The 23,891-nt window shown below is 46.5% G+C and carries 20 protein-coding genes and 1 pseudogene; 6 read left to right on the top strand and 15 right to left on the bottom strand.

Going from position 1 to position 23,891, the window contains the following annotated elements; genetic code table 11:
• Positions 1 to 22: 22 nt before the first annotated feature.
• From PMG25_RS04650 to PMG25_RS04660, 3 genes are all read right to left on the bottom strand, one after another.
• The gene (locus tag PMG25_RS04650) at positions 23 to 1,012 is read right to left on the bottom strand and encodes a DnaJ C-terminal domain-containing protein (protein WP_283765743.1); all 990 of its coding nucleotides are present in this window, start codon (positions 1,010 to 1,012) and stop codon (positions 23 to 25) included.
• 67 nt (positions 1,013 to 1,079) lie between these two features.
• Entirely contained in the window at positions 1,080 to 3,407 is a 2,328-nt protein-coding gene (gene dnaK, locus PMG25_RS04655) for a molecular chaperone DnaK (RefSeq protein ID WP_283765744.1), read from the bottom strand.
• 134 nt (positions 3,408 to 3,541) lie between these two features.
• Complete coding sequence (locus tag PMG25_RS04660; RefSeq protein WP_283765745.1) at positions 3,542 to 4,192, bottom strand: Uma2 family endonuclease; 651 nt, start codon at positions 4,190 to 4,192, stop codon at positions 3,542 to 3,544.
• Between the two features lie 249 nt (positions 4,193 to 4,441).
• Here PMG25_RS04660 and PMG25_RS04665 point away from each other — a divergent pair, with 249 nt between their 5' ends.
• Entirely contained in the window at positions 4,442 to 5,431 is a 990-nt protein-coding gene (locus PMG25_RS04665; protein ID WP_283765746.1) for a PEP-CTERM sorting domain-containing protein, read from the top strand.
• Positions 5,432 to 5,488: 57 nt separating this feature from the next.
• Here the strand turns inward: PMG25_RS04665 and PMG25_RS04670 are convergent, their stop codons facing one another.
• The 8 genes from PMG25_RS04670 to recF all read right to left on the bottom strand — a co-directional run bounded on the left by PMG25_RS04670 (position 5,489) and on the right by recF (position 14,610).
• Positions 5,489 to 7,384 carry an adenylate/guanylate cyclase domain-containing protein gene (locus PMG25_RS04670; RefSeq protein ID WP_283765747.1) on the bottom strand — a complete coding sequence of 632 codons (1,896 nt, stop codon included), beginning with the start codon at positions 7,382 to 7,384 and terminating at the stop codon, positions 5,489 to 5,491.
• Positions 7,385 to 7,475: 91 nt separating this feature from the next.
• A complete protein-coding gene (locus PMG25_RS04675) occupies positions 7,476 to 7,829 on the bottom strand; it encodes a slr1659 superfamily regulator (RefSeq protein WP_283765748.1) in 354 nt (117 codons plus the stop codon).
• A 55-nt stretch (positions 7,830 to 7,884) separates the two neighbouring features.
• The gene (locus PMG25_RS04680; RefSeq protein ID WP_283765749.1) at positions 7,885 to 8,466 is read right to left on the bottom strand and encodes a slr1658 family protein; all 582 of its coding nucleotides are present in this window, start codon (positions 8,464 to 8,466) and stop codon (positions 7,885 to 7,887) included.
• Positions 8,467 to 8,508: 42 nt separating this feature from the next.
• Positions 8,509 to 9,777, bottom strand: a complete 1,269-nt coding sequence (locus PMG25_RS04685; RefSeq protein ID WP_283765750.1) for a PP2C family protein-serine/threonine phosphatase — start codon at positions 9,775 to 9,777, stop codon at positions 8,509 to 8,511.
• A gap of 3 nt (positions 9,778 to 9,780) precedes the next feature.
• Positions 9,781 to 10,302, bottom strand: a complete 522-nt coding sequence (locus PMG25_RS04690) for a Rab family GTPase (RefSeq protein ID WP_283765751.1) — start codon at positions 10,300 to 10,302, stop codon at positions 9,781 to 9,783.
• Between the two features lies 1 nt (position 10,303).
• Entirely contained in the window at positions 10,304 to 12,583 is a 2,280-nt protein-coding gene (locus PMG25_RS04695) for an OmpA family protein (protein ID WP_283765752.1), read from the bottom strand.
• A gap of 155 nt (positions 12,584 to 12,738) precedes the next feature.
• Positions 12,739 to 13,338 (bottom strand): hypothetical protein, encoded by a 600-nt coding sequence (locus PMG25_RS04700; protein WP_283765753.1) that lies wholly within the window; start codon positions 13,336 to 13,338, stop codon positions 12,739 to 12,741.
• Positions 13,339 to 13,464: 126 nt separating this feature from the next.
• Complete coding sequence (gene recF, locus PMG25_RS04705; protein ID WP_283765754.1) at positions 13,465 to 14,610, bottom strand: DNA replication/repair protein RecF; 1,146 nt, start codon at positions 14,608 to 14,610, stop codon at positions 13,465 to 13,467.
• Between the two features lie 47 nt (positions 14,611 to 14,657).
• On the opposite strand from recF, the gene PMG25_RS04710 reads away from it, so the two are divergent.
• From PMG25_RS04710 to PMG25_RS04720, 3 genes are all read left to right on the top strand, one after another.
• Positions 14,658 to 14,873, top strand: a complete 216-nt coding sequence (locus PMG25_RS04710) for a hypothetical protein (RefSeq protein WP_283765755.1) — start codon at positions 14,658 to 14,660, stop codon at positions 14,871 to 14,873.
• A gap of 442 nt (positions 14,874 to 15,315) precedes the next feature.
• Positions 15,316 to 16,203, top strand: coding sequence for an isocitrate lyase/PEP mutase family protein (locus PMG25_RS04715; RefSeq protein ID WP_283765756.1), 888 nt, complete (start codon positions 15,316 to 15,318; stop codon positions 16,201 to 16,203).
• A 25-nt stretch (positions 16,204 to 16,228) separates the two neighbouring features.
• Entirely contained in the window at positions 16,229 to 16,813 is a 585-nt protein-coding gene (locus PMG25_RS04720; RefSeq protein ID WP_283765757.1) for a thioredoxin family protein, read from the top strand.
• 107 nt (positions 16,814 to 16,920) lie between these two features.
• On the opposite strand, the gene PMG25_RS04725 is transcribed toward PMG25_RS04720, so the two are convergent.
• The 3 genes from PMG25_RS04725 to PMG25_RS04735 are packed head-to-tail and all read right to left on the bottom strand — an operon-like array spanning position 16,921 to position 17,820.
• Entirely contained in the window at positions 16,921 to 17,241 is a 321-nt protein-coding gene (locus tag PMG25_RS04725) for a nucleotidyltransferase family protein (protein WP_283765758.1), read from the bottom strand.
• Between the two features lie 15 nt (positions 17,242 to 17,256).
• Positions 17,257 to 17,484 carry a hypothetical protein gene (locus PMG25_RS04730; RefSeq protein ID WP_283765759.1) on the bottom strand — a complete coding sequence of 76 codons (228 nt, stop codon included), beginning with the start codon at positions 17,482 to 17,484 and terminating at the stop codon, positions 17,257 to 17,259.
• 30 nt (positions 17,485 to 17,514) lie between these two features.
• The gene (locus PMG25_RS04735) at positions 17,515 to 17,820 is read right to left on the bottom strand and encodes a hypothetical protein (protein ID WP_283765760.1); all 306 of its coding nucleotides are present in this window, start codon (positions 17,818 to 17,820) and stop codon (positions 17,515 to 17,517) included.
• 199 nt (positions 17,821 to 18,019) lie between these two features.
• Between PMG25_RS04735 and PMG25_RS04740 the strand changes: the two genes are divergently transcribed.
• Together PMG25_RS04740 and PMG25_RS04745 are read left to right on the top strand one after the other, a co-directional pair.
• Positions 18,020 to 22,453, top strand: coding sequence for a hypothetical protein (locus PMG25_RS04740; RefSeq protein WP_283765761.1), 4,434 nt, complete (start codon positions 18,020 to 18,022; stop codon positions 22,451 to 22,453).
• Positions 22,454 to 22,543: 90 nt separating this feature from the next.
• A complete protein-coding gene (locus tag PMG25_RS04745; protein WP_283765762.1) occupies positions 22,544 to 23,539 on the top strand; it encodes a S1C family serine protease in 996 nt (331 codons plus the stop codon).
• Here PMG25_RS04745 and PMG25_RS04750 read toward each other — a convergent pair.
• Positions 23,536 to 23,891: pseudogene (locus PMG25_RS04750) on the bottom strand (hypothetical protein); the annotation flags it as partial. The gene PMG25_RS04745 and the pseudogene PMG25_RS04750 overlap by 4 nt on opposite strands.

The following is a 23,891-nucleotide window of genomic DNA, read 5'->3' on the forward strand; positions in this document are numbered from 1 at the left end:
TTACTCATTCACTGCTATCCCTTTAAGATTCAGCCTCTGATTTCCACAGGGGTTCGCGCAAATTTCCCTCTAAACCTCGCAATTTTTCATACAGTTCTCGTTGTTCTGGGGTTAATTCGGTGGGAAACTGAATCTCAATTTCCACCACCTGATCCCCCCGTCTTCCCCGGTTATCGGGATATCCCTTATTGGCTAATCGTAATTTTTGCCCACTTTTGACTCCTGGGGGTAAATTCATTTTCACCAATCCATCCAGGGTGAGGACTTCCACTTGTCCCGATAAAATCGCTTCGACGGGAGTAATAGGCAGTTTACAATAAATTTCATTGCCCTCAATCTTGAGAAAAGGGTGGGGGGCAACGGTAATTTTTAGGTATAAATCGCCGCCATTCATGCCCAACTTCCGCAGGCGCATTTTTTCCCCGCTCACCATACCGGGGGGCATTTCTACTTCTAAAGAGCGACCATCTTCTAGGCGGATACGCTCTTTTCCACCGCGATAGGCTTTTTCTAGGGGTAAGGTTAATAGGGCTTCGATATCCCGCTTCACGGGTCGGGATTCACTGCTCACCGTGTTATAAACTTTAGAGCGGCCGGGACTGTAGGCTTGGGCATTACGCTCTACAGGACGCGATCGCCTTCCCGTCGGTTCTCCCTGATTCACTTCTCGACGACGATTGAGCAAGCTATCGAGAAAACTATCGAAAGTAGGAAACTGACTAAAATACTCAATTTCTGCCGAAGAAAACTTCGAGCCACTATTACGTTTACGGTTATTTTGCCGCGCTCTTAAAAAGAAGCTCAGTTGATCGTATTCCGTCCGTTTCCCCGGATCGGAGAGGACTTCATAGGCTTCTAAAATATCCTTAAATCGTTCCTCGGCTTCCTTATCACCAGGATTGAGATCGGGATGATATTGACGAGCCAAGCGGCGATAAACCCGCTTGATCTCTTCAGTGGGGGTATCGGGGCTAACTCCCAGAATCTCATAATAGTTCCGAAAGTTTTGCATAGTCTTGTTCACTTAGGGTTCTGGGAGAATAGGGAATAGGAAATAGGGAAGAGGGAATAGGGAAAACTTACAGCCATTCATCATCATCTCCCCAATCTTCATCATCATAGGCATTATATTGATTATACCTGCCTCGGCTGGGCGGTTCTGACGGACGGCGAGAGTCTCGGATGGGTGGGCGGTTCGGTTCCCTTGACCGGGGGGGTGGATAGTCCCTTGTCGGGGGATAATCTCGCCCTGGCGGTTCATAGTCTCGTGGGGGTGGATAGTCCCTGGTGGGAGGATAATCTCGCCCTCGTGGAGCATTGCGTGCCGGGGGATAATCCCTTGGGGGCCCATAGTCTCGATCGCGTGGAGCATTGCGTGCCGGGGGATAATCCTGGGCGGGCGGATAATTTCTAGCGGGGGGATAATCTCGCGCTGCGGGGGGATAATTGCGTTCTCCCGGCCCATACTCCCGTCGAGTTTTATAGGCGGGGGTATTATAATCGTAGGCTTCACGGCGATCGAATTCATCCTCATCATCCCCCAAGAACGTGCGCCGCAGAGTTCCCAAAAAGCCATCATCCTCTTCTTCACTCATCCTTAAGCGCACTTCCCGATTGAGATCGTAGAGAATGTCTTGTAAATCGGCTCCCGCTTGGTCAATTCCTCGGTCATCCCCTCGGCGCAAATATTCCCGCAGTTCCTGGACAATGGGATCGATATCCCGGCGGTATTGGTTGGCAAACTGCATCCCAAAGTCTAGGGTGGCTTCCCGCAGTTGGCGCTCGGCTTGGGTAATGAGGGCTTCGGCGCGGTTGAGTTTTTCTACTCTTTCCCGACGCTCCCGGTCAACCTGGGCATAGCGTTCGGCATCCTGGATCATTTGATTGATTTCGTCGGAGGAGAGGGTGGAGGCTCCTTGAATGGTAAGGCCTTGTTCTCGGCCAGTGGTGCGGTCTAGGGCCGCGACTTGGAGAATGCCGTTGGCATCAATATCGAGGGAGACCTGAATTTGGGGGATTCCCCTAGGAGCGGGGGGAATGCCGGAGAGTCGGAAGCGACCGAGGGATTTGTTATCCTTGGACATTTCCCGCTCCCCTTGGAGAATGTGGACTTCGACGAAGGTTTGGTTGTCTTGGGAGGTGGAGAAAATATCCGATCGCCGCACGGGTATAGTCGTATTGCGGGGAATCAGTTTTTTCATCACGCCACTGGCGGTTTCGATACCGAGGGACAGGGGAGTTACATCCAGCAGCAGCACATCTTTGACAATACCGGAAAGAATACCGGCTTGAATGGCAGCGCCGACGGCAACCACTTCATCGGGGTTCACGTTTTGGTTGGGTTCTCTGTCGATGAAACTGCGAACCAGTTGCTGAACGATGGGAATGCGGGTAGAACCGCCCACGAGTACCACTTCATCGATTTGCACGGGGCTGAGTCCGGCATCATACATGGCGCGTTTGATGGGACGGCGCAGACGGGAGAGCAAGTCACCAGAAAGCTCTTCAAATTGCGATCGCGTCAATCGAGTTTCTAAATGTTTGGGCCCATCTTCCGTTGCCGTGATAAACGGTAGATTAATCTCCGTTACCGTCACCCCCGACAGCTCAATTTTGGCTTTTTCTGCTGCTTCGGTGAGTCGTTGCAGCGCTTGGCGATCGCGTCGTAAATCTACTCCTTCCGTCTCTAAAAACTGTTCCGCCAACCAGTCTACAATTTTTTGGTCAAAGTCATTGCCCCCCAACTGAGTATCCCCACTGGTAGACCGGACTTCAAACACCCCATCGCCCACTTCCAGGATCGAAACATCAAACGTTCCTCCCCCCAAGTCAAACACCAGGATCGTTTGCGCGGCTCCCCGCTCTAACCCATAAGCCAGGGACGCAGCCGTAGGTTCATTCAGAATCCGTTTCACCTCCAACCCGGCAATTTTCCCCGCATCCTTTGTCGCTTGCCGTTGGGAATCATTAAAATAAGCCGGAACCGTAATCACAGCCCCAGTCACCGGTTCCCCCAAGTAACGACTCGCATCATCGGCCAACTTCCGTAAGATCATCGCCGAGATCTCTTCTGGAGCAAAATCTTTCTTCAGCCGAGGACATTTAATCTTAATATTGTCCACTTCATCTCTACGGATGGTGTAGGGCACTCGTTTGGAGTCCGCGTTGAGTTCTCCATATCTGCGTCCCATGTACCGTTTTACGGCATAAAAGGTGTTTTGCGGGTTCAGGACAGATTGGCGACGGGCCATTTGCCCAACCACAAGTTCGCCATCTTTACTGAAGCCAACCACTGAAGGCGTAGTCCGCATCCCTTCTGCATTGGCGATCACCATTGGCTTACCGCCCTCCATAATGGCAACCACTGAGTTCGTTGTCCCCAAGTCAATGCCGACTACTCTACCCATGGATTCTGTCTCTTCCTCGTCTATCTGTTCCGATAATGATGACTCTATTTGCTCAGTTTATTCTATCGTGCTTCTGGAAGTGCAAGAGCAATAAGTAATGAGCGATCTCCCCATCTCCCCATCCCCCCATCTCCCTATCTCCCCATCTCCCTATCCCGGACTCCCTGTTGCAAAACTGCCAATACCTGGGCTAAATCTCCTGCCAGCAGTGCATCTTTTGCGAGCCACAAGCCAGGAAAAACAAGCGAACGGCAGATTCCATCAGCATCGGCATTTAATAGCACATACTCCCCATTTTGCCAGCAGAACCAGTCGAAGGCTCCATCATAGGTTCGCCAGACTAAATATTCTTGGACTTGGTTGCGACAGTAGATGTTGCGTTTTTGGTTGAGGTCAATGGAAGCGCTACTAGCGGCAATTTCCACAATGAGTTCCGGGGGGCCTTCTACATAGTCATCCTCGCTAATGGTACTTTGGCCGTCAGTTTCGATGCGAAGGAGAGCATCAGGTTGAGGTTCATTGTTGCGATCGAGACGAACTGTGGCATTATCCAAGAGTTCCACTCCAGGAGTCGCAGCCCAGTAAGCTCCCAGCCAAGCCATAATCTGGGCGTGGGGTTTTCCGTGGGATTTGGCACGTAGGGCAGATGCCATATAAACGGTTCCTTCGATGAGTTCGGCTTTTTTGAGGTGAGGCATGGTGGCGTAGCGGCGCTCAAATTCGCTGCGCGTTAGGCGATCGCCATTTTCCAAAGGCGGCAGGGTCAGAGTTGGGGATAGAGTCATCAGCAATTAATAATGAACAATTTAATCATCACTTTTTTGTAAGCAATTATTACAATATCCGCGATTTTGCATAAAATCGCCCCAAAAAAACTGACTAACTTATAGGAGGGTGGTTCAGTTTTCGGGAAAATCCGGGCGGGAAATTACCCAGAAACTGAACCCTAACGCTCTCCTATGTCCATCCAGAGAGGGATTCTACTTGACTTAACCCCCTGCTCTGGAACTGAAAACGATTAGGAGAATAAATCCATGTTAACGAACCAATCTGGGATTAGTGCAGTTTCTCGCACCGTTAAGCGCGTTGCTCTTGGGGTAACCTCTGTGGTTCTCTGTTGGAGCGGTTTGAACCTGGACTCGAAAGCGAACGCTGCTCAGTTTTCGGTCTTGTGGTGGGATACAACAACTCATCCCAATGCTCCAAGTCCACTGCGTCAAGAAATGTCTGATTTTCTAGACGCTTTTACCGTTGATGGCGAAGATCTCTTTGATAGCACTTATGTAGTTGATCGCACTCCTGGAGGACTCGCTACCCATTTAGACTCTCATACCTATGATGTCATTGTCTTGGATACTGACTATTTTAGGCGGGATATGGCTTTTCCATTTGGAACCGCAGACCAGGAAGCTTTAAAACAGCACTATAAAGACAAGTCCAATTTGATGTTGGATGGTTCGTTCCTGATTCGTAGTCTGAATTTTTTCCCCCAAGTCGATTTTCCTGGGCCAAACAATGCCTTTGGCAATTTTACAGCTAATCAAGTCTATACAATCGCCAACAGGGGAGGTGGCATCGTAATTGGTAATGATGACTTTAGCCATCAACTTGATGCTAACTTTATGTTAGGGGCAATCCTACCAGGTGCAGAATTTAGTGGAGCTAGTAATCCTTCTACTGATGGAGTGTTCTACGGTGCAGACTTGCTTAATAGCGCGGTAGCCGTTTCACCTAATGATATTTTCACTAATTGGAGTAGTATACCTAATCAAGGAGTTGCTCCCACGGGGGATTTTATCGACTTCTTGGGCAACCCGGTCACTCTTTACAGTCAAGTGGATGTTGCCAATAAACCCGGTGGTGGGCAAAAGTATTCCTATATTTCCACCAGTTGGAAACCGGATGAATGTACGACTGCCGTCACCGGGACAAGCCCTGCCTGTCATAAAAAAGTGCCCGAACCTTCCGCACTTTTGGCACTTTTGGCGGTTGGGGGTGTTGGTTCCCTGTTGAAGCGGCGTTAACATTCATACCGTAGGGGCAGGTTAGGTGATGATTGTATCGTTGACCCGATCGCCCCATCAGGGATTTGCCCGCTTCCCGGTGAGCATATAGGTGTCCATTTCTCCTTTGCCTTTAATGGTAATCTTGCCGCGATGCTGAAGATAGTAGTTTAACTTCAGATGCTCATAGGTGGCTTGGGTAACTTGGATTTGTCCAGGAATACCGTGGGATTCCATACGGCTGGCTGTGTTGACGGTATCCCCCCATAAATCGTAGCTAAATTTCTTTTTACCGATTACGCCAGCGACCACAGGGCCGGTATTGACACCAATGCGGATCTGGAAGTTGGTGTTCATTTCTTGGTTGAGTTCGGCCATGGCGGCTTGCATACTTAAGGCCATTTTGGCGATCGCCTCCGCATGATCCCGGCGCGGTGTTGGTAGTCCTCCCACCACCATATACGCATCGCCAATGGTTTTGATTTTCTCTAAGCGATAGTCTTCGGTTAATTGGTCGAATTTGGAGAAAATCAGGTTCAGCAAGGACACTAATTCAGAGGCAGATTTTTCTTCGGAGAGCTTGGTAAACCCGACAATATCGGCAAACAGAACGGTCACTTCCTCAAAATATTCAGCGATCGCCCCTGAAGTCTGTTTAAGCAATTCCGCAATTCTCGCAGGCAGAATATTATGCAGCAGCTTTTCCGTTTGTTTCTTCTGATAGAACAGAGAAATCTCAATTTTCTTGCGCTTAATAAATTGGCACAGTTGATTCCCAATTCCCGCCAGCATTTGCACCAACTCTTCATCCATCGGTTGGGGAGTTTGGCTAAACAGGGTAATCATGCCCAATTTCTCTTCATCACTCGACACCGGAAAACCCACGATCGCCGTAACATTCTCAATTAACCCTAATTCCTTCTGTAGCGTTTCTCTCTCCGATTCGACATGGGTAATCCATCTCGGTTGATTATCCCGATAAATTTGTCCTAACCATCCCTCCCCTGGCATGAGCTTCACTTCTCTGAGTTTAGATACCTTGGGAAACTCAGCGTCAGGCATTTTCCATAGGGTTTGTCGTAATAGTTTATTCGTCGAAACCGGGTTGCCATTGTGGTCTTTAATCTGCTTGGGAATCCAATAAATCCCCATATCCCACTCTAAATTTTCCACCAACACCCGCAGGATATTGGGTAAAGCTTCATCCAGCATCAGCGATCGCGACAACACCCGCGCCACACTATACTGAATATACAGTCGTTTCTGTGCCTGTTTGGTTTTCGTAATATCCCGACCCACATACAACACATCTTTCAAGCTCGGTACATCCGTATCTAAAGCAGCACAAGAAAAAGCAATTGACAGTTTCTCTCCCTGTTTATTGGCAATCACAACTTCAATATCCGTTAAAACTTTTCCCTGCAAAAAGGCTTCATCTGCAACCCACTCATGACTTAAGGGATGATCGCCCAAAAGATAACTAATCGGTTGACCAATTAGCTCCTCCTGACTATACTTAAGTAAATCATATACTGCCGGATTAATGGTCTTAATTTCTCCCAAATGATTCGTCACAATGAGTGCTTCCGCCATCGAGTGAATCAGTTGTTGGATATAGTTTTCTGATTTAGCTAAAGCATTAATAGCAATACTATTTTCATTCGTGGCTTGGACTAAACTTTGTTCTAGATTCATCCGGTCTGTCACATCTTCCAGGAATACGATCAACTCCTGACATTCAGAACCGTGAGAATTAGCCAAAAAATATAGATCCACATATAGAGAACTATGCACATCCGATGAACGAGAAATTGCCTTAATATCAAAGCTCTCTTGTTCCCCTAAAAAAATCAACTCTAAAATTTCTTCTATTCCATAAGTTTCCGGAAAATAAAATTGAAATGACTCCCCAACTCTGAGCGGTTCTTCACCACCAACCAATCGATCTGCATCGTCAGAGAACTCTAAAATCATTAGTTCTCGATCCAAGATTACATATTCAAGATGTTTAGGAACAATCATATCTGACATATTCTTAACTTGGGGGTCAAATCAATCCTAGTTTTCATTCGACTATCAACTCCAAATTCGGCAAAAACTTTTTTAAGTTCTTCAAAGATTTACTTTGCCAAGGCACATCGACGGAACCTTCTACAGTTAACTGAATATTCGGTTTTTTTCGCAAGCCAATCACAAATTTGGTAATCAAACTAATTCCTGAACTATTTAAAAAACTTAACTCTCTTAAGTTTAAAGTTAAATGGGAAGGCTCGGACTCAGCAATGCGATCGAGAAACTGCTTGATCGGATCGTACTCAGATGCTCCATTAAGACTGAGTTCACCCCTAAACTGAATGGTTGTTGATTCAGGATCGTAATCAATTTTATAATCTTTGGTTTCTATGTTCTGAAAATCCATGTTTATCGCTCTCCATTGGGTAATGAACTAACCATCAAACATCAAACATCAAACATCAAACTTTGACTTTAGCCATAGTCGTAATCGTTGCAAAATCAAGACCTGCGTTAGAATCAGTGATTTTCCACCCTAAAATCGCTCCATAATCTTTAATCATACTAATTAACCCTAGTCCAGATGCAGTGCTATCCTCTTCTAGGCTCTTTTCCACTTGATCGATATATAGCTCCTCTAAGTCTTCATTGAGTAACTGATCGATAAACACTTCCAAAGGCTTAATCTTTTGAGTCATTACTGTATTTGTGGCAAAAATAGCGGCAATAACACTTTCATTTTCTTGTCGAAGAAAATGAATGCCGAAAATTACTTTAGCACTCACCGATGTATCATGAAATTTGATCGCATTTTCCAGCAGTTCATTGGCAATATAACTGACTGAAGCTTTACTTTCTTCAACGCGACGCTGATCGTCATCTAAAGGTAAAAAACTGGAGAAATATTCCGCCAGAAAGTAAGCAGATAGTCGATTGTTCTTCCAGCGTTTTTTTAACGGTTGTGATGTAGGTGTAAAAGTTAACTCTAAGGAGTCGTGTTCTGGAGGAAATTCTTTAATAAAATCGCCTAAAATCTTTTCCATATGCTAATAAAAATATGTTATAGAGATCTCTATTTTGTGTAATCAATCACCATGAAATAAACTAGAAGATTCATTGAATAGATTATGCTGATAATTTTGCTTCAAGACAACTAAGGTAATATCATCCAATATTTTTTCAGCTCCGATAAACTGCTGTAAATCCTCTATAATCGCTGTTTTGATTGGCTCAGAAGTCTTTTGCCAGTTCTCGCTAATGATTTGACACAATCGTTCTATTCCATAGCGCTGGTTTCCTCCATTTCTTGCTTCTGTAATCCCATCCGTATAGAGTACCACACCGTCACCTGGATTTAAATCTATTCCAGTATAACTAATAAACTCGGCAATGTTGTCATCTAAACCAATGGGTAAACCTAAATCGAGGGTATCAATGCGTTCAATTGTGCCCCCTTGACGTACAACAATGATTTCTTCATGTTGGCCGCTTACCGTTAATTGACCTTCCGCATAATTCAAGATCGATAAAGTTAAATTTTTATCTATTCCCATGCTTTGCACATTTTTATAAATGGTGCGGTTAAGAATGTCTAAAAAGTGAATGGGGTCATGTTCTTTGGTTTCCTTTAGGGTACGAACGGCGGTTTGAGTCATGAGCATCAGAATACCACTTTCTAGCCCATGACCGGTCACATCACCAATGCCAATTGTAATTACCCCATCCATGGAAATGACATCATAATAATCTCCCCCCACTTCGTCGGCTGGTTGCATATATCCCGTAATATCAAGTTCTTGAATTCTGGCTAAATCTTCGGGTTTGGGAAGAATTAATTGCTGCATTTCCCGGAGAATTTCTAGCTCTGCTGACAGACGTATGTTTTCTGACTGAAGTTGTTGATTGAGGTGATCGATTTCTTGGTTAGCAGCCGCTAATTGTGTGGTTTTCTCTTGTAGGCGATGGATGACGATCGCGTTTTCATTGGTCGCTTGCACTAACCGTTGTTCGAGTTCCATCTGGGGAGTCACGTCTTCGAGAAACAAAATCAGACGTTGATTCTCCCTAGAGTGGGGATCGGGGATAAAATAGAGGTCGATATACAAGTGGGTGTCTGGATTGGGAGAACGGGCGATCGCCTTGAGATCGAAGCTATCGAGTTCTCCGCTCAACACTGACACTAAGATATCTTCTAGACCGACTGTTTCGGGGAAATACTCGTCTAACATTATCCCCGTCTTTAAGGGAATCTCTTCTCCAGTTAACCGTTGGGCCCCCACAGAATAGTCCTGAATGATTAAATCCGGGTCTAAAATTAAATATTCAATATGATGGGGGACAATCAGTTGGCACATGAATTACTTGATCGCCAGAATTGCCTGGGCTAAATCTTGGAAGAGTTGATTAACGTTGTCTCCACTTTTGGCTGAAGTGCCATAGGTTTTAATCACTGGATAATCTGAATCCGAATATTGATGGTGCTTTAAGAGTGCCTCTAGCTTTTGAGCGTCTACTAAGTCAGCTTTGTTGAGGGCGATCGCCATTCGACCCTTGGGGTTGACCTTACTGAACAACTCCAGATGATTGATGATGTTGCCCAAGGTTTCTTCCCGACTGACATCCGCCACAATGATGGCTCCTTTGGCTCCTTGCAGGTAACTGGGGGCGATCGCCTTAAATTTGGTCTGCCCTTCAATATCCCAGATCAACAATTGTAACTCTGAGCCTTCAGGAAGTGCCACATCTTTACGGGAGATTTTTACCCCCACCGTAGATAAATACTTGTCATCAAATTGACCATCGACAAACCGGCGGATCAGGCTAGTTTTACCTACGCTAAAGTCCCCAACCATACAAATTTTCTTAGAAACTTTACCCATGTTAATTTCCTACTTTAATCGGACGAAACAACTCAAACCGGACACAGCGACTTAAAGCCAGGGCATCCGTAGAGTTGATTCCTGGCGGGGGTTCAGTGCTTCCTCGGATTTTGAGGCGCTGGGATGGAATGCCTTGTTGTTGTAAGGTAACTTTTACCGCTTCTGCCCGTTGCCAAGAGAGTTTTTGATTTTCACCCCAGCCTCCTACTTTATCACTATGTCCGGTAATCATTAAATCAAACTCTGGATACTGGTTTAAAAATTGGGCAATTTTAGGAATTCCTTCAGCGAGATCGGCTGGATGCAGTTGGTCTGAGCCAGACTCAAAGTAAAACTTCATCTCTAAAGGAGAAGATTGCAGTTGAATCCGACTAAAGACACTACTGACTCCGGTCACTCCCTCCAAGGAATCTAATATTTTCTCTAAATCATCACCTTCAACTACTGTTCCGGAAACCGTAACATTTCCTTGGTTATAGGTCGCGCTAATGTCAACCCCATCGAGTTGATTTAGCACTTGAATAATTCGATTGACTTCTGTGGCGGCTGCATCTAAATCGGGAGGTAAGTTAACTGCTACAATGTCGTTATCTAAAGTTAAATCTGGGGCAACTTCGGAGGCTACTTTTCCAGCTTTGGCGCGTAAATATTCATTGGGAACTCGTCCTTTCAATTGGAGCGTTTCCCGATCGACATCGGGTTGAATGGCATACACGGACAGTTCTGGAGAAGAGAGTAGAGCTTGACGAGTTTGGACTTCTAGGCGATGTTCTTTGTGCCATTGGTGAGAAGTCCAAATCCAAGGAATAGCAATGACTCCAACTACTCCTAGAATGAGGAGAATTAAGGCCCAGGGAAATTCATCATCCTGTTTTTTCTCACTTTCGGCAAAGAGTTTTTCTAATGCATCTGGGATGGGTTCGGGGACTGTATCGGAGTCACCGTCAAATTCACTGATGGAGTCGCCAAATTTTTGTAGGAGGAAGGAGTAGGTGGTTTGGATTTCTTGTAAGAAGGCTTTTGAGGGTTCGCCTTTAACGACAACGGCCATATAGGAATAACCGGCTACTTCGAGGAGTATTTTACAATCATCATATTCAATTTCGTTGAGTTCTGAAGCGGCTTGATCGGAGGAAATACAGTCATTGACAAAACTGCGAATGGCGGTGAGCATTCCGGCCAGCATGTCTGATTCTAGACGTTCTACTTCTGAGGGTTGGTATTCGCTAATAACGAGACCAGAGGCTTTGTGAATCAGGAAAATGGCCCGCACACTAAAGGGCATGGATTCTTGAAAGATCAGTTCGGCCTCGGAAACGCCCCGAACTTTGGCTTTGATTTTCCGTTGAACTCCTTTTAAGGTGAGGGCGCTTTCGACTTTCTGGTTGATGGATTGAATCACATCGTTCATGTATTTGGCAATGGTGTTGCCAATGACGGGATAGAGAGCATCAACCATGGAGTCCCGTTCGCACTCGATTTGTTCTTTAATGGCGGGGCCCATTTCTGGGCCGAGGGCTTTGGCGATCGCATGGCGATCGATCCGAATTTGCTCTTCAATGGCTAAACTCACCTCTGGAGCGAGGGCTTTGGCGACTTGCCGGGGCGATCGCCGGATTTCTTCGGCAATAGCAGCCGGAATCAAATCTGCCAATACCCCACTCATGGCTTCCGCATCCTCTTGAGCGCGATTTTGAATGATTTTGTCAATGATGGGAGTCAGTACCCGAATACTTTGCTCGTGAGAAACGGTTAAATCAAATCCCAAGAGTTCAGACACTAAAGGCATGAGGGGATTAATCAGGGCCGTTTGTTGTTCGAGTTGGCTTAAGCGCTCTTCTAGACTCAGATCTGATGAACGATTCAAGGATGATAGATTAGAGGCTCGATCTGAAGGGGGAGATTGGGCTAAAGAGGAGCTAGAGTCTGGGGGTTCTGCGGGCAATAATAAATTTTGCAGAGAATTGAGAGACCCCTCTAGCTCTGGAGCCGTTTCAGGTTGGGGTTGAGGCGGTCGATCTTCCGGTTCAGATTTGGCTTGGATTGGAGGAATGGGGGTTTGAGGAGAATTGGAGGGAGATTGGTCTTCCTCCAATTCTGCTTGCAAGACTAAAGGGGGTAAATGTTCGTCTGAAATTTCAGACGAGGATCGCGATTCAGGTTGCGGATCGAGGAGCAGATCGGACAATAAATCTAGGGTACGCTCCAATCCCTGGGGGGAATCAGGGGATTGAGATGAAACGGAAGCCTTGGGTTTTCTTGGGCGTTCTACTTCTGTCATTGGCTGATCTCGATTCAACCAATTAAAGAGGTTCTCTTCCTCCAAAGTGGATTCTAATCTAGTCTCAGAAGAGGATTGAGAACGCTTTTCTTGTGAATGTCGATCTGATAAAACCATGATGCACCCCGATCGCTGATTCCTCGTTCACACTTAACTTAAGAGTGTTGTTCCGGTAACAATAAATCTGCCTTCATTTCCGATCCTTCAATTTCTTGAACGAAATCCGTTTTCTTGACTTTCATGCACAGGTCAAATAAGACTTCTGCGAATTCATCACGGGAAATCTTATTATCTTCGAGTCCATTGACATACTTATCCACTTCGGTCTGGATTTGCCCGGTGATAGCATGTAGCTCTTTTTGCAAAGATTCTTTAGTATGGCGAATGTTTTGCTCTAAACTTTCCGTCTGGTTATGTAAGGTTTTATCTAAACCTTTGATTTGTTCATTAAAGTTTTTCTGAGTCCGTTCTAGGTCTTGTTTAAATTCGGTGAAGTCTTCCGTATGGGTGACGGTCACATACTGAATTTTTTTCTCTAGGGCATAGGAATTGGATCGCAGTTCATTGGAGAACTGTTCATTCAGTCGATTCAGGCGATCGCCCATCTCTTGCTTGAGATCTTTAATCATGCTCTCCAATGCTTCTAGTCGGGTATCGAGTTCCCGTTGCTGTTCTCCAAAGAGCAAATCGCGGATCTGTTCGACATTTCCCAGGCGATCGCGCATATCCTTCTGTTGTCCTGGATCGTTCATCATCGTTTTCCTCTCACACTCGCGTGAAATAGATGCTTTATGAGCGCTTAAAACTCATAGCTTAGTGCTTCAACAAATCCCTTTGATTTTACTGGAATTTTTCGCCAATACAAGCTTAAATTGCAAATTTTAATCTCCCTGAGAACAAATGTGGCCATCTTGAACCCGTAGAATCTGGGAAGAGTGTAACCAGTTTTGCTCAAAGGCACTTAAGTGGGTGGTAGTAATCAGGGTTTGGAACCGGTCGGCGATCGCTTCTAAAAGCTGATTTTGGCGCATTAAGTCCAATTCTGCTAGTACATCATCGAGTAACAACAAGGGGGATTCTCCCACGACTTCAGAAATTAATTTTAATTCCGCTAATTTTAAAGATAACACTAGGGTTCTCTGTTGTCCTTGAGAGCCATATTGACGGGCGGGAGTCCCATTTATATAAAAGTCTACCTCATCTCGATGGGGGCCGACCAGGGTAGTGCCTTGAGCGTGTTCGGCGATCGCCCGATCCCTCAGTTTCTGGAAAAAGGCTCTCTCAATAGTTTCTACCGGCGATCGAGAATCTCCATCCCAAAATACACTGGGATTATAGGCGATCGACAATTTTTCCCTCGATCCACTAATACTGTCATGCCAAGCCTGGGCAATAGGTGCCAGGCGCTCTAACACCCTAGCGCGTCGGCGAATTAAACGCAGTCCCACTGACACCAACTGGGCATCCCAGAGGGCTAACTGTTGGGAAGCGTCCCGCCCCTCGACCTCTTGAAATTGCCGCAGTAGGGCATTGCGTTGGCGCAAAATTTGCTGATATTGACGCAACATCGGATCGTAAACCGGTTCCAACTGCGTCAGCAGCGTATCGAGCCACAAGCGCCGGTTTTCTGGAGATCCGCGCACCAAATCCAGATCCAAACTAGAAAACTGCACTACATTGAGCGCCCCTAGAAAATCCCGCCGTCGTCGCTGGGTTTCCTGATTTAACACCAATGTCCGGTTACCACTGGCTCGCAAAACCACTTTTAGGTCAATTTCCCCCGTTTGTCGCTCCAAAACGGCGCTCACTTGAGCCATAGAAGCTGAATACTCTGGTGATTGCAGTACCAAATCGCGATCGCTCTTAGCTCGATGCGATCGTAACGTAGACAATAGCTCCACCGCCTCCAATAAATTCGACTTCCCCTGAGCATTGTCTCCCACCAAAATAACCTTCGGAGCTAGAAAACTCACCGCTTGCTCCACATAATTGCGAAATTGCTTAAGATAGAGGTGCTTCAAATACATTCTTACTACATTACTGATTACTTAACAGCACCAAGCACTGTAAACCCATGCCCACCGATCTGATTCTGCTCCTTGCTGCCCTGATTATCTCCTGGCTCATATTTACCTGGCTCGTGAAAATTGTTAAACTAACCGTAGGCACAGCCCTAACCCTTGCCGGAATCGTCCTCATCCTGCAACTGCTCTTTGGCATCAACCCTAACCAACTTTGGCAACAAATCCTTAACTTACCCCAAATAGTCCTCAACTGGATCTCCAATTAACCCCTGCATCTCCCCTCAAGCCCCCCTAGTCCAGTTTATCAACCGCCCTCCAACTGTGACCTCCACAGGCACTGAACCCTCTCAATTATTCGACATCTACCCCAACCATTTGTACAATTGGCATTGATCCCCACGGTTTTCTCATCTCATCTGTGGCATTCTAAGAACAATTATCCCTTTTAACTTTAGATCGTGCGAGGCAACTCCCATGAACCCTAAGAAAAACTTCTCTAACATCCACCCCATTTGGAATTGGATTAACTGGTTTAGCTTTCCTATCCTCCTATTTATAGGGATTCATCTTCTACAAGTCCAAGACTCTGTGCCTCAATCGACCTTTTCCGTCCCACCCCAATCCCTAGAACTGCAAACTTCCTTATCTAAGCACTCGTGAGCGCTACCAATGGTAGGCTAAACCTATCGAAACTTCATCCATTGTCTTATGTCAGGGCATCAGTTACGCCACCTTCTTGACCAACCCGGAACCCTTATTGTGCCTGGAGTCTATGATTGTTTGGGAGCGAAGTTAGCCGCCCAAGTGGGCTTTGAAGCCGTGTTTACCAGTGGGTTTGGGATTTCTGCCTCTACCCTGGGATTACCCGATTATGGGTTATTGACAGCCACGGAAACGCTCCAGAGTGTAGGCAAAATGGCCCAATCGATTTCTATTCCTCTAGTGGCGGATCTCGATACCGGTTATGGCAATCCCCTCAATGTGATTCGCACGGTGACTGAGGCACTGCGGTGGGGGGTTTCTGGGATTATTTTGGAAGATCAGGTTTGGCCAAAAAAGTGCGGCCATTTTCAAGGAAAACAGGTCATTTCGGCTGCCGAACAGGTGGAGAAAATTAAGGCAGCAGTCCATGCTAGGGGCGAGAGTGGTTTGGTGATTGTGGGGCGCACGGATGCGAGAGCGCCTTTGGGGTTGGAGGAAGCGATTCGTCGGGGGCGGTTATATGCGGAAGTGGGAGCGGATATTGTGTTTATTGAAGCGCCCCAGTCTTTGCAGGAGTTGGTGGCTATCTCTAAGGCGTTTGCGCCCACAGGTGTCCATTTGTTTGCTAATTTAATTGAGGGCGGTAAAACCCCTTGTTTAAGTCGTCCTCAGTTAGAGGAGTTGGGGTTTAAGGTGGGGGTGTATGCCCTGTCGGGTTTGTTTGCGGCAACTCAGGCGATGCGGGAGTGCTTCGAGCGGTTGAGAGCTGAGGGGACGACGGGAAGGACGGATGGGGATCTCTCCTTCCCGGAATTTGAGCAAATTATAGATGTGGATCGATATCGAGATCTGGAACGGCGGTTTACAACTGCTGATCGATCCATTAACAATTAAATTAGCGATTACCGATTACCCACTCATGACTGAACCTTCTGCTGATCTGAATGTCCAATCTTCTATGGCAACGCGCATCCGTAATTTGGTGGTGGCATTAACGGCGATCGCCTTAAGCGCAGCGTTATTTTTAGGTCTACAAACCCAAAATCCGTCTACCTCTTTGTCTGAGTTAGCTGAAACCTCGACCCCCTTAGACGTGGCGCTAGAGAATAAGAAGCCTACATTAATGGAGTTTTATGCCAATTGGTGTTTAAGTTGCCAGGCTATGGTTCCCGATATGGTGACGTTGCGAGAAAGCTATGGGGAACAGGTCAATTTTGTGATGTTGAATGTGGATAATACTAAGTGGTTGCCAGAAATGGATGCCTATCGAGTGGATGGGATTCCCCATTTTGTGTTTTTGGATCGTCAGGGAGAGGCGATCGCCGAAAGTATTGGCGAAGTCCCCAAACCCATTCTACAAGATAAATTAGAGGCTCTAGTCGCAGGTGTCCCCATTCCCGATGCTGGCAAGATTGGCAAAGTATCGAGCCTAGAATCGGGTTCAGGAAGCCCAGTCCCCAGGGTTTCCGATCCCCGCAGTCATGGATCTCAGGTGGTACAGTAGATGGGGCGATCGGATTCTCAAGGGATATCAATTCTGTTTCCAGGAAACAGCTTGTATTTCGTTGCGTGTAGTTTCGGATAAGCGTGCAGCAGCTTCTCCAACAATAATCATTTTTGATAAATGGGTTGAGCAGTGTTCAAAATTGCCTCGCGGCGTAGTGGGTTGTTGCTGCTTTCAATAGCGCGTTTACTGACAAGATCAACTGGGCGGTTTAGAAGTTGAGCAAAGTCTTCATGCATTTGGGCAAAATCAAGTAATGTCCAATGGCTTTGTTCATCCCAGGTAATGAGTAAATCAACGTCACTATCGGGGCGGAAATCATCGCGCAGAACGGAACCAAACAGGGCAAGCTCGATAATTTGCCACTGCTGGCACAGTTCCCGCAAGCGATCGCGATCGATATCAAGGCTAGGATGAATCGTCATCATCTTGGATATAAAACATTATTCAATAATTTCATCATATTGTTGGGGATTGTCTGGGGTTTGTTGTCTCATAGTTTCAAAGATCTCTGGTAGAGTGTGTTGACTCAACCATCGATCGCGATCTTGAGTGTAATTTTCCTTACCAGGGTTAAGATATTGAATAAATCGGATCGCGTCTACGATGCCGAGGGAATCAATCAGAGCTTGATAGCCTTGGTTTACAATTTCTTGGTAGGTTTTAGTCATGATTGTTAGGGTCTGCTTGGGTCATTTCCATTAACCATTGAACAGGATTTTCAACGGAGATTTTAAGGATTTCGTGATAACGTTTTGCTTTGCGATCGCCAGAATCGCTTTAATGTTGTTAAGTTTTTCAAGGTTGGGCATTTGGGCAAGTTCCACTTCTAGAGCAGCACTGGCGATCAGTTGCCTTTGTCCAGTTTCGCATTGGTGAACAATGGTGAGGATTGCTTGAGCTTCCAGGGCAATGCGGGGCTGGCTAAGGTCATCAAAGGGACGATTGAGACAACAAGCATCCAGATAAATTCGGGAATTCAGGAAGTTTTCGCGATCGCAGCTCATTGTGGATAAAGAGGGTAAGTGTGGCTGAGGATGTTGTGGCGGCGGATGGGGTTAAGGTGATTTGGGCGCTTTCAGCAAATTGTACCAGTAGATCAACGTCACCCTACCAGTGAGCCATTCCTCTATCATGCTTTTGTCCACTCTGATGACGATCCACTAAAATTTAAACTATCCCTACTCTCTGAAGCCAACTAAGTTCATGTACGTTTATCGCACAGATCAAGTTAAGCACAAAGCCAAGCAACATAATCTGGAGAGCCACATTAATCGATTCTGTGATGAACTGTTGCCTCAGAGTGTCGATCAAGCTCAAGCTCATTTTAAGCGCCTGTATCCTTATCTCAAGCGCAAGGTTGACCATAATTATCGCCTGATTGCTCGCATGGTGCGGGTCGAGGGCCAGAGACAGGGGGAGGATGTTTTGGTGTTGTTGGATATCCTCAAACGGGGATCGAAGGACTATGAGCATTTTCTCAGAGACCGGGAGGGCTTTGGTCAACAGTATCTCGATCCTCAGATTCAGCCTGGGGAATTGGAAAGTTGGCTGTTGGGAGAACAGAGTTTAGATTCGGTTCCCCATCAGGTGCGACCGTTAATCCAGGAAAATCCGGATTTATTGCCTTGGTTGGAACCTCCGGGATGGAAACGAGAGAACCAGGGGGCGTTAATTTATGAAAGTGAGATTTGGTCTACAGAGTTAAATAGTGTAGCGATGCGATCGCACGCTTCCCAGTATACCCAATTGGTGGAGGTGATTCAGGCTCGGCAACCGACGGAACAGACAACGGAGTGGCCGGGGGTCTTGCTTTATGGAGAAGGCGATCGCTATATTCTCTTTAGCCGCATTCTCTCTTCGGATCAATCTCCGTCGATTCTGTTTCTACTCTGTCCGTTTTCCCATTATCCCACGCCAGAAGAAATCACGGCGATTGGCGATCGCACCTATCTCTATAATCAACAAGTTAATTATCTCAACGGCCATTTTAATGCCAACTCCATCACCGCTCTCGCTCGCCGAGCCTATCCCAACTACTTATTAGCTCATGAGGATTGGCTGATCCTTGAGGGGTCTCCCAAGGTCAATTTAGCCCTCTCTGCCGAAGAGGAAAGCCTGTTAAACTTTGTCTCTACACCGGGGAACCATGCACTCCCATTGTTCTTAAACGGACAAGCAGGAAGCGGAAAATCAACGCTCCTCTTCTATCTGTTCGCTGATTACTGCTATCGAAAATTCTATTATTATGGCGATCGCCTGTTACCCGGCAATCCTCTCTTTCTCACCTACAATGAGCGCCTGCTAGAAGTCGCCAAAGACCGGGTACAAAAACTCTTAAAATTTCATCATCGCTTTGTCTCCCAACAAACGAACGATGAGCCGATTCCCAATATCGGACACTTTTTCCGGCCCTTCCAGCGATTTTTGCTCAATCGTTTACCCCCAGAATATACAGAAAAGTTTGCCTTAGATCGCTATATTTCTTTTCATAAATTCAAGGTTTTATATCAACACTGTCCCCTGCCCCTTGCCCAGCATTATTCTCCCGAACGTTGTTGGCATGTAATTCGCACGTTTATCAAGGGATATGGGTTAGAAGAAATGACCTTAGAGGACTACGAGTTTGAAGTCCCACGTAAGGAAAGAACTGTTCCGATTCAGGAATTCAAAGATATTTATACGATTTGGCAACATTGGTATCAGAGAAAGGCTGAAGAATCTGGATATTGGGACGATCAAGACTTGATTAAACAGGTCTTGAAATTGCCCCTAGATTTAGCTCGTTATACAGCGATTTTTTGCGATGAATCCCAAGATTTTACCCGCATTGAACTACAACTGATTTTGAGGCTTTCGATTTTTTCGCGCTACGATCTTGGATATCAAACCTTAGACAACTTTCCCTTTGTCTTTGCGGGCGATCCGTTTCAAACCCTGAACCCTACAGGATTTCGTTGGGATAGTTTTAAGGCTGCTTTTTATAGTGAAGTGGTCATTCAACTCGATCCCACCCGCCAATTGGGATTAGAAATGAATTTCCAAGAATTAGAATGTAACTATCGCTCCTATGCGCCCATTGTTAAGTTTAATAACTTGATTCAATTTTGGCGCTATTTGCTGTTTAATCATCGAGACCTCAAACCGCAAAGAGTTTGGAAACAAGGCGACTTGTTACCAGAAAAATTTGTTTTAGAAGATAATTTACCCAGGGAAACCCTTAAGGAATATATCCAAAACACAATTATTATTATCCCTTGTGAAGAAGGGGGGGAAATCGCTTATATTCAAAAAGATGAAGTGTTATCCGAAGTCATTGAAGGATGGAGCGACGGGGAACCGCCCAAAAACGTCCTCAGTGCGATCGCCGCTAAAGGTCTCGAATTTAAGCGAGTGATCTTGTATAAATTTGGTGAAGCCTGTCATCATCGGTTTTGGACGCTCCTAGAAGCCGATCATCCCGAATTGAGCATCGAGGTGGAATACTTCTTTAATAAGCTCTATGTGGCAGCGAGTCGCGCCATTGAACGGTTATTTGTCGTCGATACCCCTTCAGGCGATCGCACCCTATGGCATCAGATTAATGATCCTCACCAAGTGGAAACCCATTGGGAGCGAGTAAAAAATATTCAGGACTGGCAACAACGGATGCAATTTTTGCAAACAGGAACTAATGAAAGTGCCAAAGAGTTGCAAGAAGACGATCTGCCCTCCATTGCTCTAGCCTTTCAAACCCAAGGCTTAAACGCTCAAGATCCCAAACTGTTGCGACGAGCCAAACAATATTATCAAACCATTGGCAATTTAGAAGAAGGCCACCTCTGTGAAGCTTGGGCGCTTAAATTTGAACAACAGTATCAAAAAGCCGGGTCAGAATTTTGGCAGCTCGGAGAAGAAGAAGAAGCCTGGGATTGTTTTTGGCAAGGCTCCTGTTGGGCAGATTTGTATCAATGGTATCAGGACGTGGCCGATCGCCCAGAACTCGGCGATCGCCATAGCCTCGAACAACCCCTAATTCACTTCATGGTCTCAGACTTTGCCCCAGAAGACCTACAAACCCTCACCCAAGCCCTACAGGTTTATCACCATAACCAGACCCAAGTTTTAGAGCAACATCGCTTTAGCCCCCAATGGACAACGGCGATCAAAACCTATCAGCAAAACATCGAACAAATCAGTGATGAAAACACCCTACAACCGGCCACTTGGTACAGTATGGGTGAAGTTCTACAAGCCTTATCCGATGCTGGATATCCCGGTCTCTTAACATCAGCCGGACTCTGTTTCTATCGAGGTCAAGCCTATCAAGAATCCGTAGATTGTTTCACCTGTGCCCAAGCAACCGGACAACGGGAATATTATCTCGCCAAAGCCCAATTGGTCGGACTCCCCGAAGGCTTAGAATATCTCAAACTCGCCTCCAATAGCGGATCGTCAACTCAAGCACAAATCCATAGTGATTTAGAACAGTTGATTTTTAAGGCTTGGGAGGAAGCGGGATCGCCCAAAGATCCCGCCTGGTTAAGGTATGTCGCTCCCATCTTAGAACACCAAAAATCCTACTATCATGCCTTTATGGCCTATCTGTATTTAGACGATACAGAAGCCCTGAATCGCTGTTTTGACCAAATTTCTGAGCCTCAAGAGCAGCGCCAACTTGTCTCCCTATGGCTACAATATTTAATCCGTCGGGAATCTTGGCCCGATCTGCCCACAATTTTTGAGCAATGCAGTCGCCAACTGTTAACTGATGAGATCGAAAAAACTCAAGTTTTAGCCTTACTCATTTATGAATTAGCCCATTCTAATCTACACCCCGATCGCCTCTCCATTCCCGATCGCCAGCGCTATGAGTATCTCATTAAAGACCAGTTTCTGGCTCAACCCAACTGGCAAACCTACCTGTTGATGGAACAGGTGGGTATTGCCCTAGAAAAAATCGGCGGCTTAGGCGTTACCCTAGAGTTTTATCAAACCTTCTGTGAGGGCAATTATCCACCCAATACCCAACAGTTTGCCCGCACGCGCTGGTTAGCTACCAAGAAAAAACAGGAAGACTATTACACCACCAAAGGCAAAACCAATCGCCTGATCCGCATTCGCTCTGAACTCGCACAAAAATCCCGCAGTTGGAAACTCGCCCTAGAGACAATTGCCGCGACTCCTCCTGCTCCTCCCCAACCCCGTCCCTCCCTTCCCCAACAGCAGCAAAAAAATCGCCCTCCTGCACCAGAGTTTACCGATATAGATACTGCACCTGAATCTGTCGATCCATCCCTAGATACGCCGGCGAGCGATGATCGGAATCTGCACGACGTGAATATTTTGGGATTACCTGATGATGTAGAGGTTCATCACATTAGCCATGGGGTGCAATGGTTCCGGTTTAAGAACCTCGTGATCAAGCTCGATCCCAAGGTGCAACAAGTCTTAATTGCCGATACCCTCAGTGGCGATCGCCTGCGGGTCGATTTAATCCACTCTAGCCTATTGTTCAAAAACATGGAAATTAAAGGCACAAGCAAGGAACCCCTAACCTTTAACTGTTTTAATGCCAGTTATGAAGGACGCTTAGAACCCGGTAATACTCCCCAATTATTTCTCAAAATTGCCGAGCATGAACTGTGCTTCACATTTTGATTAATGACTGCCTCGATAAAATCAGGAAACACTCAACACAATCGGAGTGTCATCCCTTAAAGAAGGATTGCCAACTCTGGGTAAACAACCATGATCCAACCAAAAACTTTATTCCTGTCCACCTTAGCAGCCGGGTTGATGCTTACTCCACCCGCTCTCAGTCTACCCGAAGCATCGATACTAGCTCAATTTAGTGGCGAAGAACAAACCCGGATTCAAGTCTATCGTCAGGCAAGTCCTGCGGTAGTAACGATTAAAGCGGGACGAGGGTCAGGTTCTGGGAGTATTATCCGCTCCGATGGTTTAGTCTTAACCAATGAGCATGTGGTGTCTGAAGCGAGACGGGGACGGGTGGAGGTGAGAACATCCCAAGGAAATCGCTATCAAGGGTATGTGATTGCTGTCGATCGCCGCAATGATTTAGCTTTAGTTCGTCTTGATACCAACGATAGCTTACCCACCCTTCCGATCGCCGATCGCCAGGGGGTACAAGTGGGTCAACAAGTCTACGCTATTGGTAGTCCCTTTGGTCTGTCCGGAACCATTACCACCGGTATCCTCAGTCGCATCGATCCGGAAAATGGAGACCTACAAACGGATGCAGCCCTGAATCCGGGGAACTCTGGCGGCCCCTTACTCAACTCCCGTGGGGAACTGATTGGGGTCAATAAAGCCATTTTAAGCCGGAATGGAACCAATAGCGGTATCGGCTTTGCTACTAATTCGGCTATTGCCCGTGAGTTTATCGTAGCCAATGGCAATCAACGCGATCCGGGTTTTCCCGACGATCGCCTAGCGCGACGCGATCCGACTTTTCCTGAAGATAACCGCAATAGCGGCGATCGCTTTTCTGACCGTCCCCGTTTAGGCGTAACTGTGGATCAGGACTTAATTGTATTAGAAGTCGAACGGGGGTCTCTAGCCGCAGATATCGGCTTTCGACCCGGCGATCGTCTGTTGGCCATTAATCACCGTCGCTTACGGGGAGTTAACGATCTGATCGGCTTCCTAGAAACCCGTCCCCGTTCCATGCTGCTCACCGTGCGGCGCAATCGCAGAATTGCCGAAGTCTTGATTGAATTTTAGTCATGGGTAATGGGGAATAGGGAATGGGTAATAGGCAATAGGCAATAGGGAATGGGTAATAGGTAATAGGCAATAGGGAATGGGTAATAGGTAATAGGCAATAGGCAATAGGCTATAGCAAACCTAAATGAGTTGTGTAATGGCTGCCCCTCATCCCCCTGCCCCCTTCTCCCGCAGGCGCTGTCCTGCTTGCCCTGAGCGAAGTCGAAGGGAGCGAAGTCGAAGGGAGAAGGGGGTAAAGTCCCTCTCCCAGTGGGAGAGGAATATAGGGAGAGGGCGGTAAAGTCCCTCTCCCACTGGGAGAGGGATATAGGGAGAGGGCATTTCCAATTGCACAACTCATTTAGACTAG

This window comes from Roseofilum capinflatum BLCC-M114 (genome assembly GCF_030068505.1).
Classification (GTDB): Bacteria; Cyanobacteriota; Cyanobacteriia; order Cyanobacteriales; family Desertifilaceae; genus Roseofilum; species Roseofilum capinflatum.

Excerpts from the sequence above, each read along its gene's own strand:
- dnaK (WP_283765744.1), bottom strand. The coding sequence starts at position 3,407 with ATGGGTAGAGTAGTCGGCATTGACTTGGGGACAACGAACTCAGTGGTT.
- PMG25_RS04735 (WP_283765760.1), bottom strand. The coding sequence starts at position 17,820 with ATGAGCTGCGATCGCGAAAACTTCCTGAATTCCCGAATTTATCTGGAT.
- PMG25_RS04695 (WP_283765752.1), bottom strand. The coding sequence starts at position 12,583 with ATGACAGAAGTAGAACGCCCAAGAAAACCCAAGGCTTCCGTTTCATCT.
- PMG25_RS04685 (WP_283765750.1), bottom strand. The coding sequence starts at position 9,777 with ATGTGCCAACTGATTGTCCCCCATCATATTGAATATTTAATTTTAGAC.
- PMG25_RS04725 (WP_283765758.1), bottom strand. The coding sequence starts at position 17,241 with ATGATGACGATTCATCCTAGCCTTGATATCGATCGCGATCGCTTGCGG.
- recF (WP_283765754.1), bottom strand. The coding sequence starts at position 14,610 with ATGTATTTGAAGCACCTCTATCTTAAGCAATTTCGCAATTATGTGGAG.
- PMG25_RS04700 (WP_283765753.1), bottom strand. The coding sequence starts at position 13,338 with ATGATGAACGATCCAGGACAACAGAAGGATATGCGCGATCGCCTGGGA.
- PMG25_RS04745 (WP_283765762.1), top strand. The coding sequence starts at position 22,544 with ATGATCCAACCAAAAACTTTATTCCTGTCCACCTTAGCAGCCGGGTTG.
- PMG25_RS04690 (WP_283765751.1), bottom strand. The coding sequence starts at position 10,302 with ATGGGTAAAGTTTCTAAGAAAATTTGTATGGTTGGGGACTTTAGCGTA.
- PMG25_RS04670 (WP_283765747.1), bottom strand. The coding sequence starts at position 7,384 with ATGATTTTAGAGTTCTCTGACGATGCAGATCGATTGGTTGGTGGTGAA.
- PMG25_RS04675 (WP_283765748.1), bottom strand. The coding sequence starts at position 7,829 with ATGGATTTTCAGAACATAGAAACCAAAGATTATAAAATTGATTACGAT.
- PMG25_RS04720 (WP_283765757.1), top strand. The coding sequence starts at position 16,229 with ATGACTGAACCTTCTGCTGATCTGAATGTCCAATCTTCTATGGCAACG.
- PMG25_RS04660 (WP_283765745.1), bottom strand. The coding sequence starts at position 4,192 with ATGACTCTATCCCCAACTCTGACCCTGCCGCCTTTGGAAAATGGCGAT.
- PMG25_RS04715 (WP_283765756.1), top strand. The coding sequence starts at position 15,316 with ATGTCAGGGCATCAGTTACGCCACCTTCTTGACCAACCCGGAACCCTT.
- PMG25_RS04665 (WP_283765746.1), top strand. The coding sequence starts at position 4,442 with ATGTTAACGAACCAATCTGGGATTAGTGCAGTTTCTCGCACCGTTAAG.
- PMG25_RS04680 (WP_283765749.1), bottom strand. The coding sequence starts at position 8,466 with ATGGAAAAGATTTTAGGCGATTTTATTAAAGAATTTCCTCCAGAACAC.
- PMG25_RS04710 (WP_283765755.1), top strand. The coding sequence starts at position 14,658 with ATGCCCACCGATCTGATTCTGCTCCTTGCTGCCCTGATTATCTCCTGG.
- PMG25_RS04650 (WP_283765743.1), bottom strand. The coding sequence starts at position 1,012 with ATGCAAAACTTTCGGAACTATTATGAGATTCTGGGAGTTAGCCCCGAT.
- PMG25_RS04740 (WP_283765761.1), top strand. The coding sequence starts at position 18,020 with ATGTACGTTTATCGCACAGATCAAGTTAAGCACAAAGCCAAGCAACAT.
- PMG25_RS04730 (WP_283765759.1), bottom strand. The coding sequence starts at position 17,484 with ATGACTAAAACCTACCAAGAAATTGTAAACCAAGGCTATCAAGCTCTG.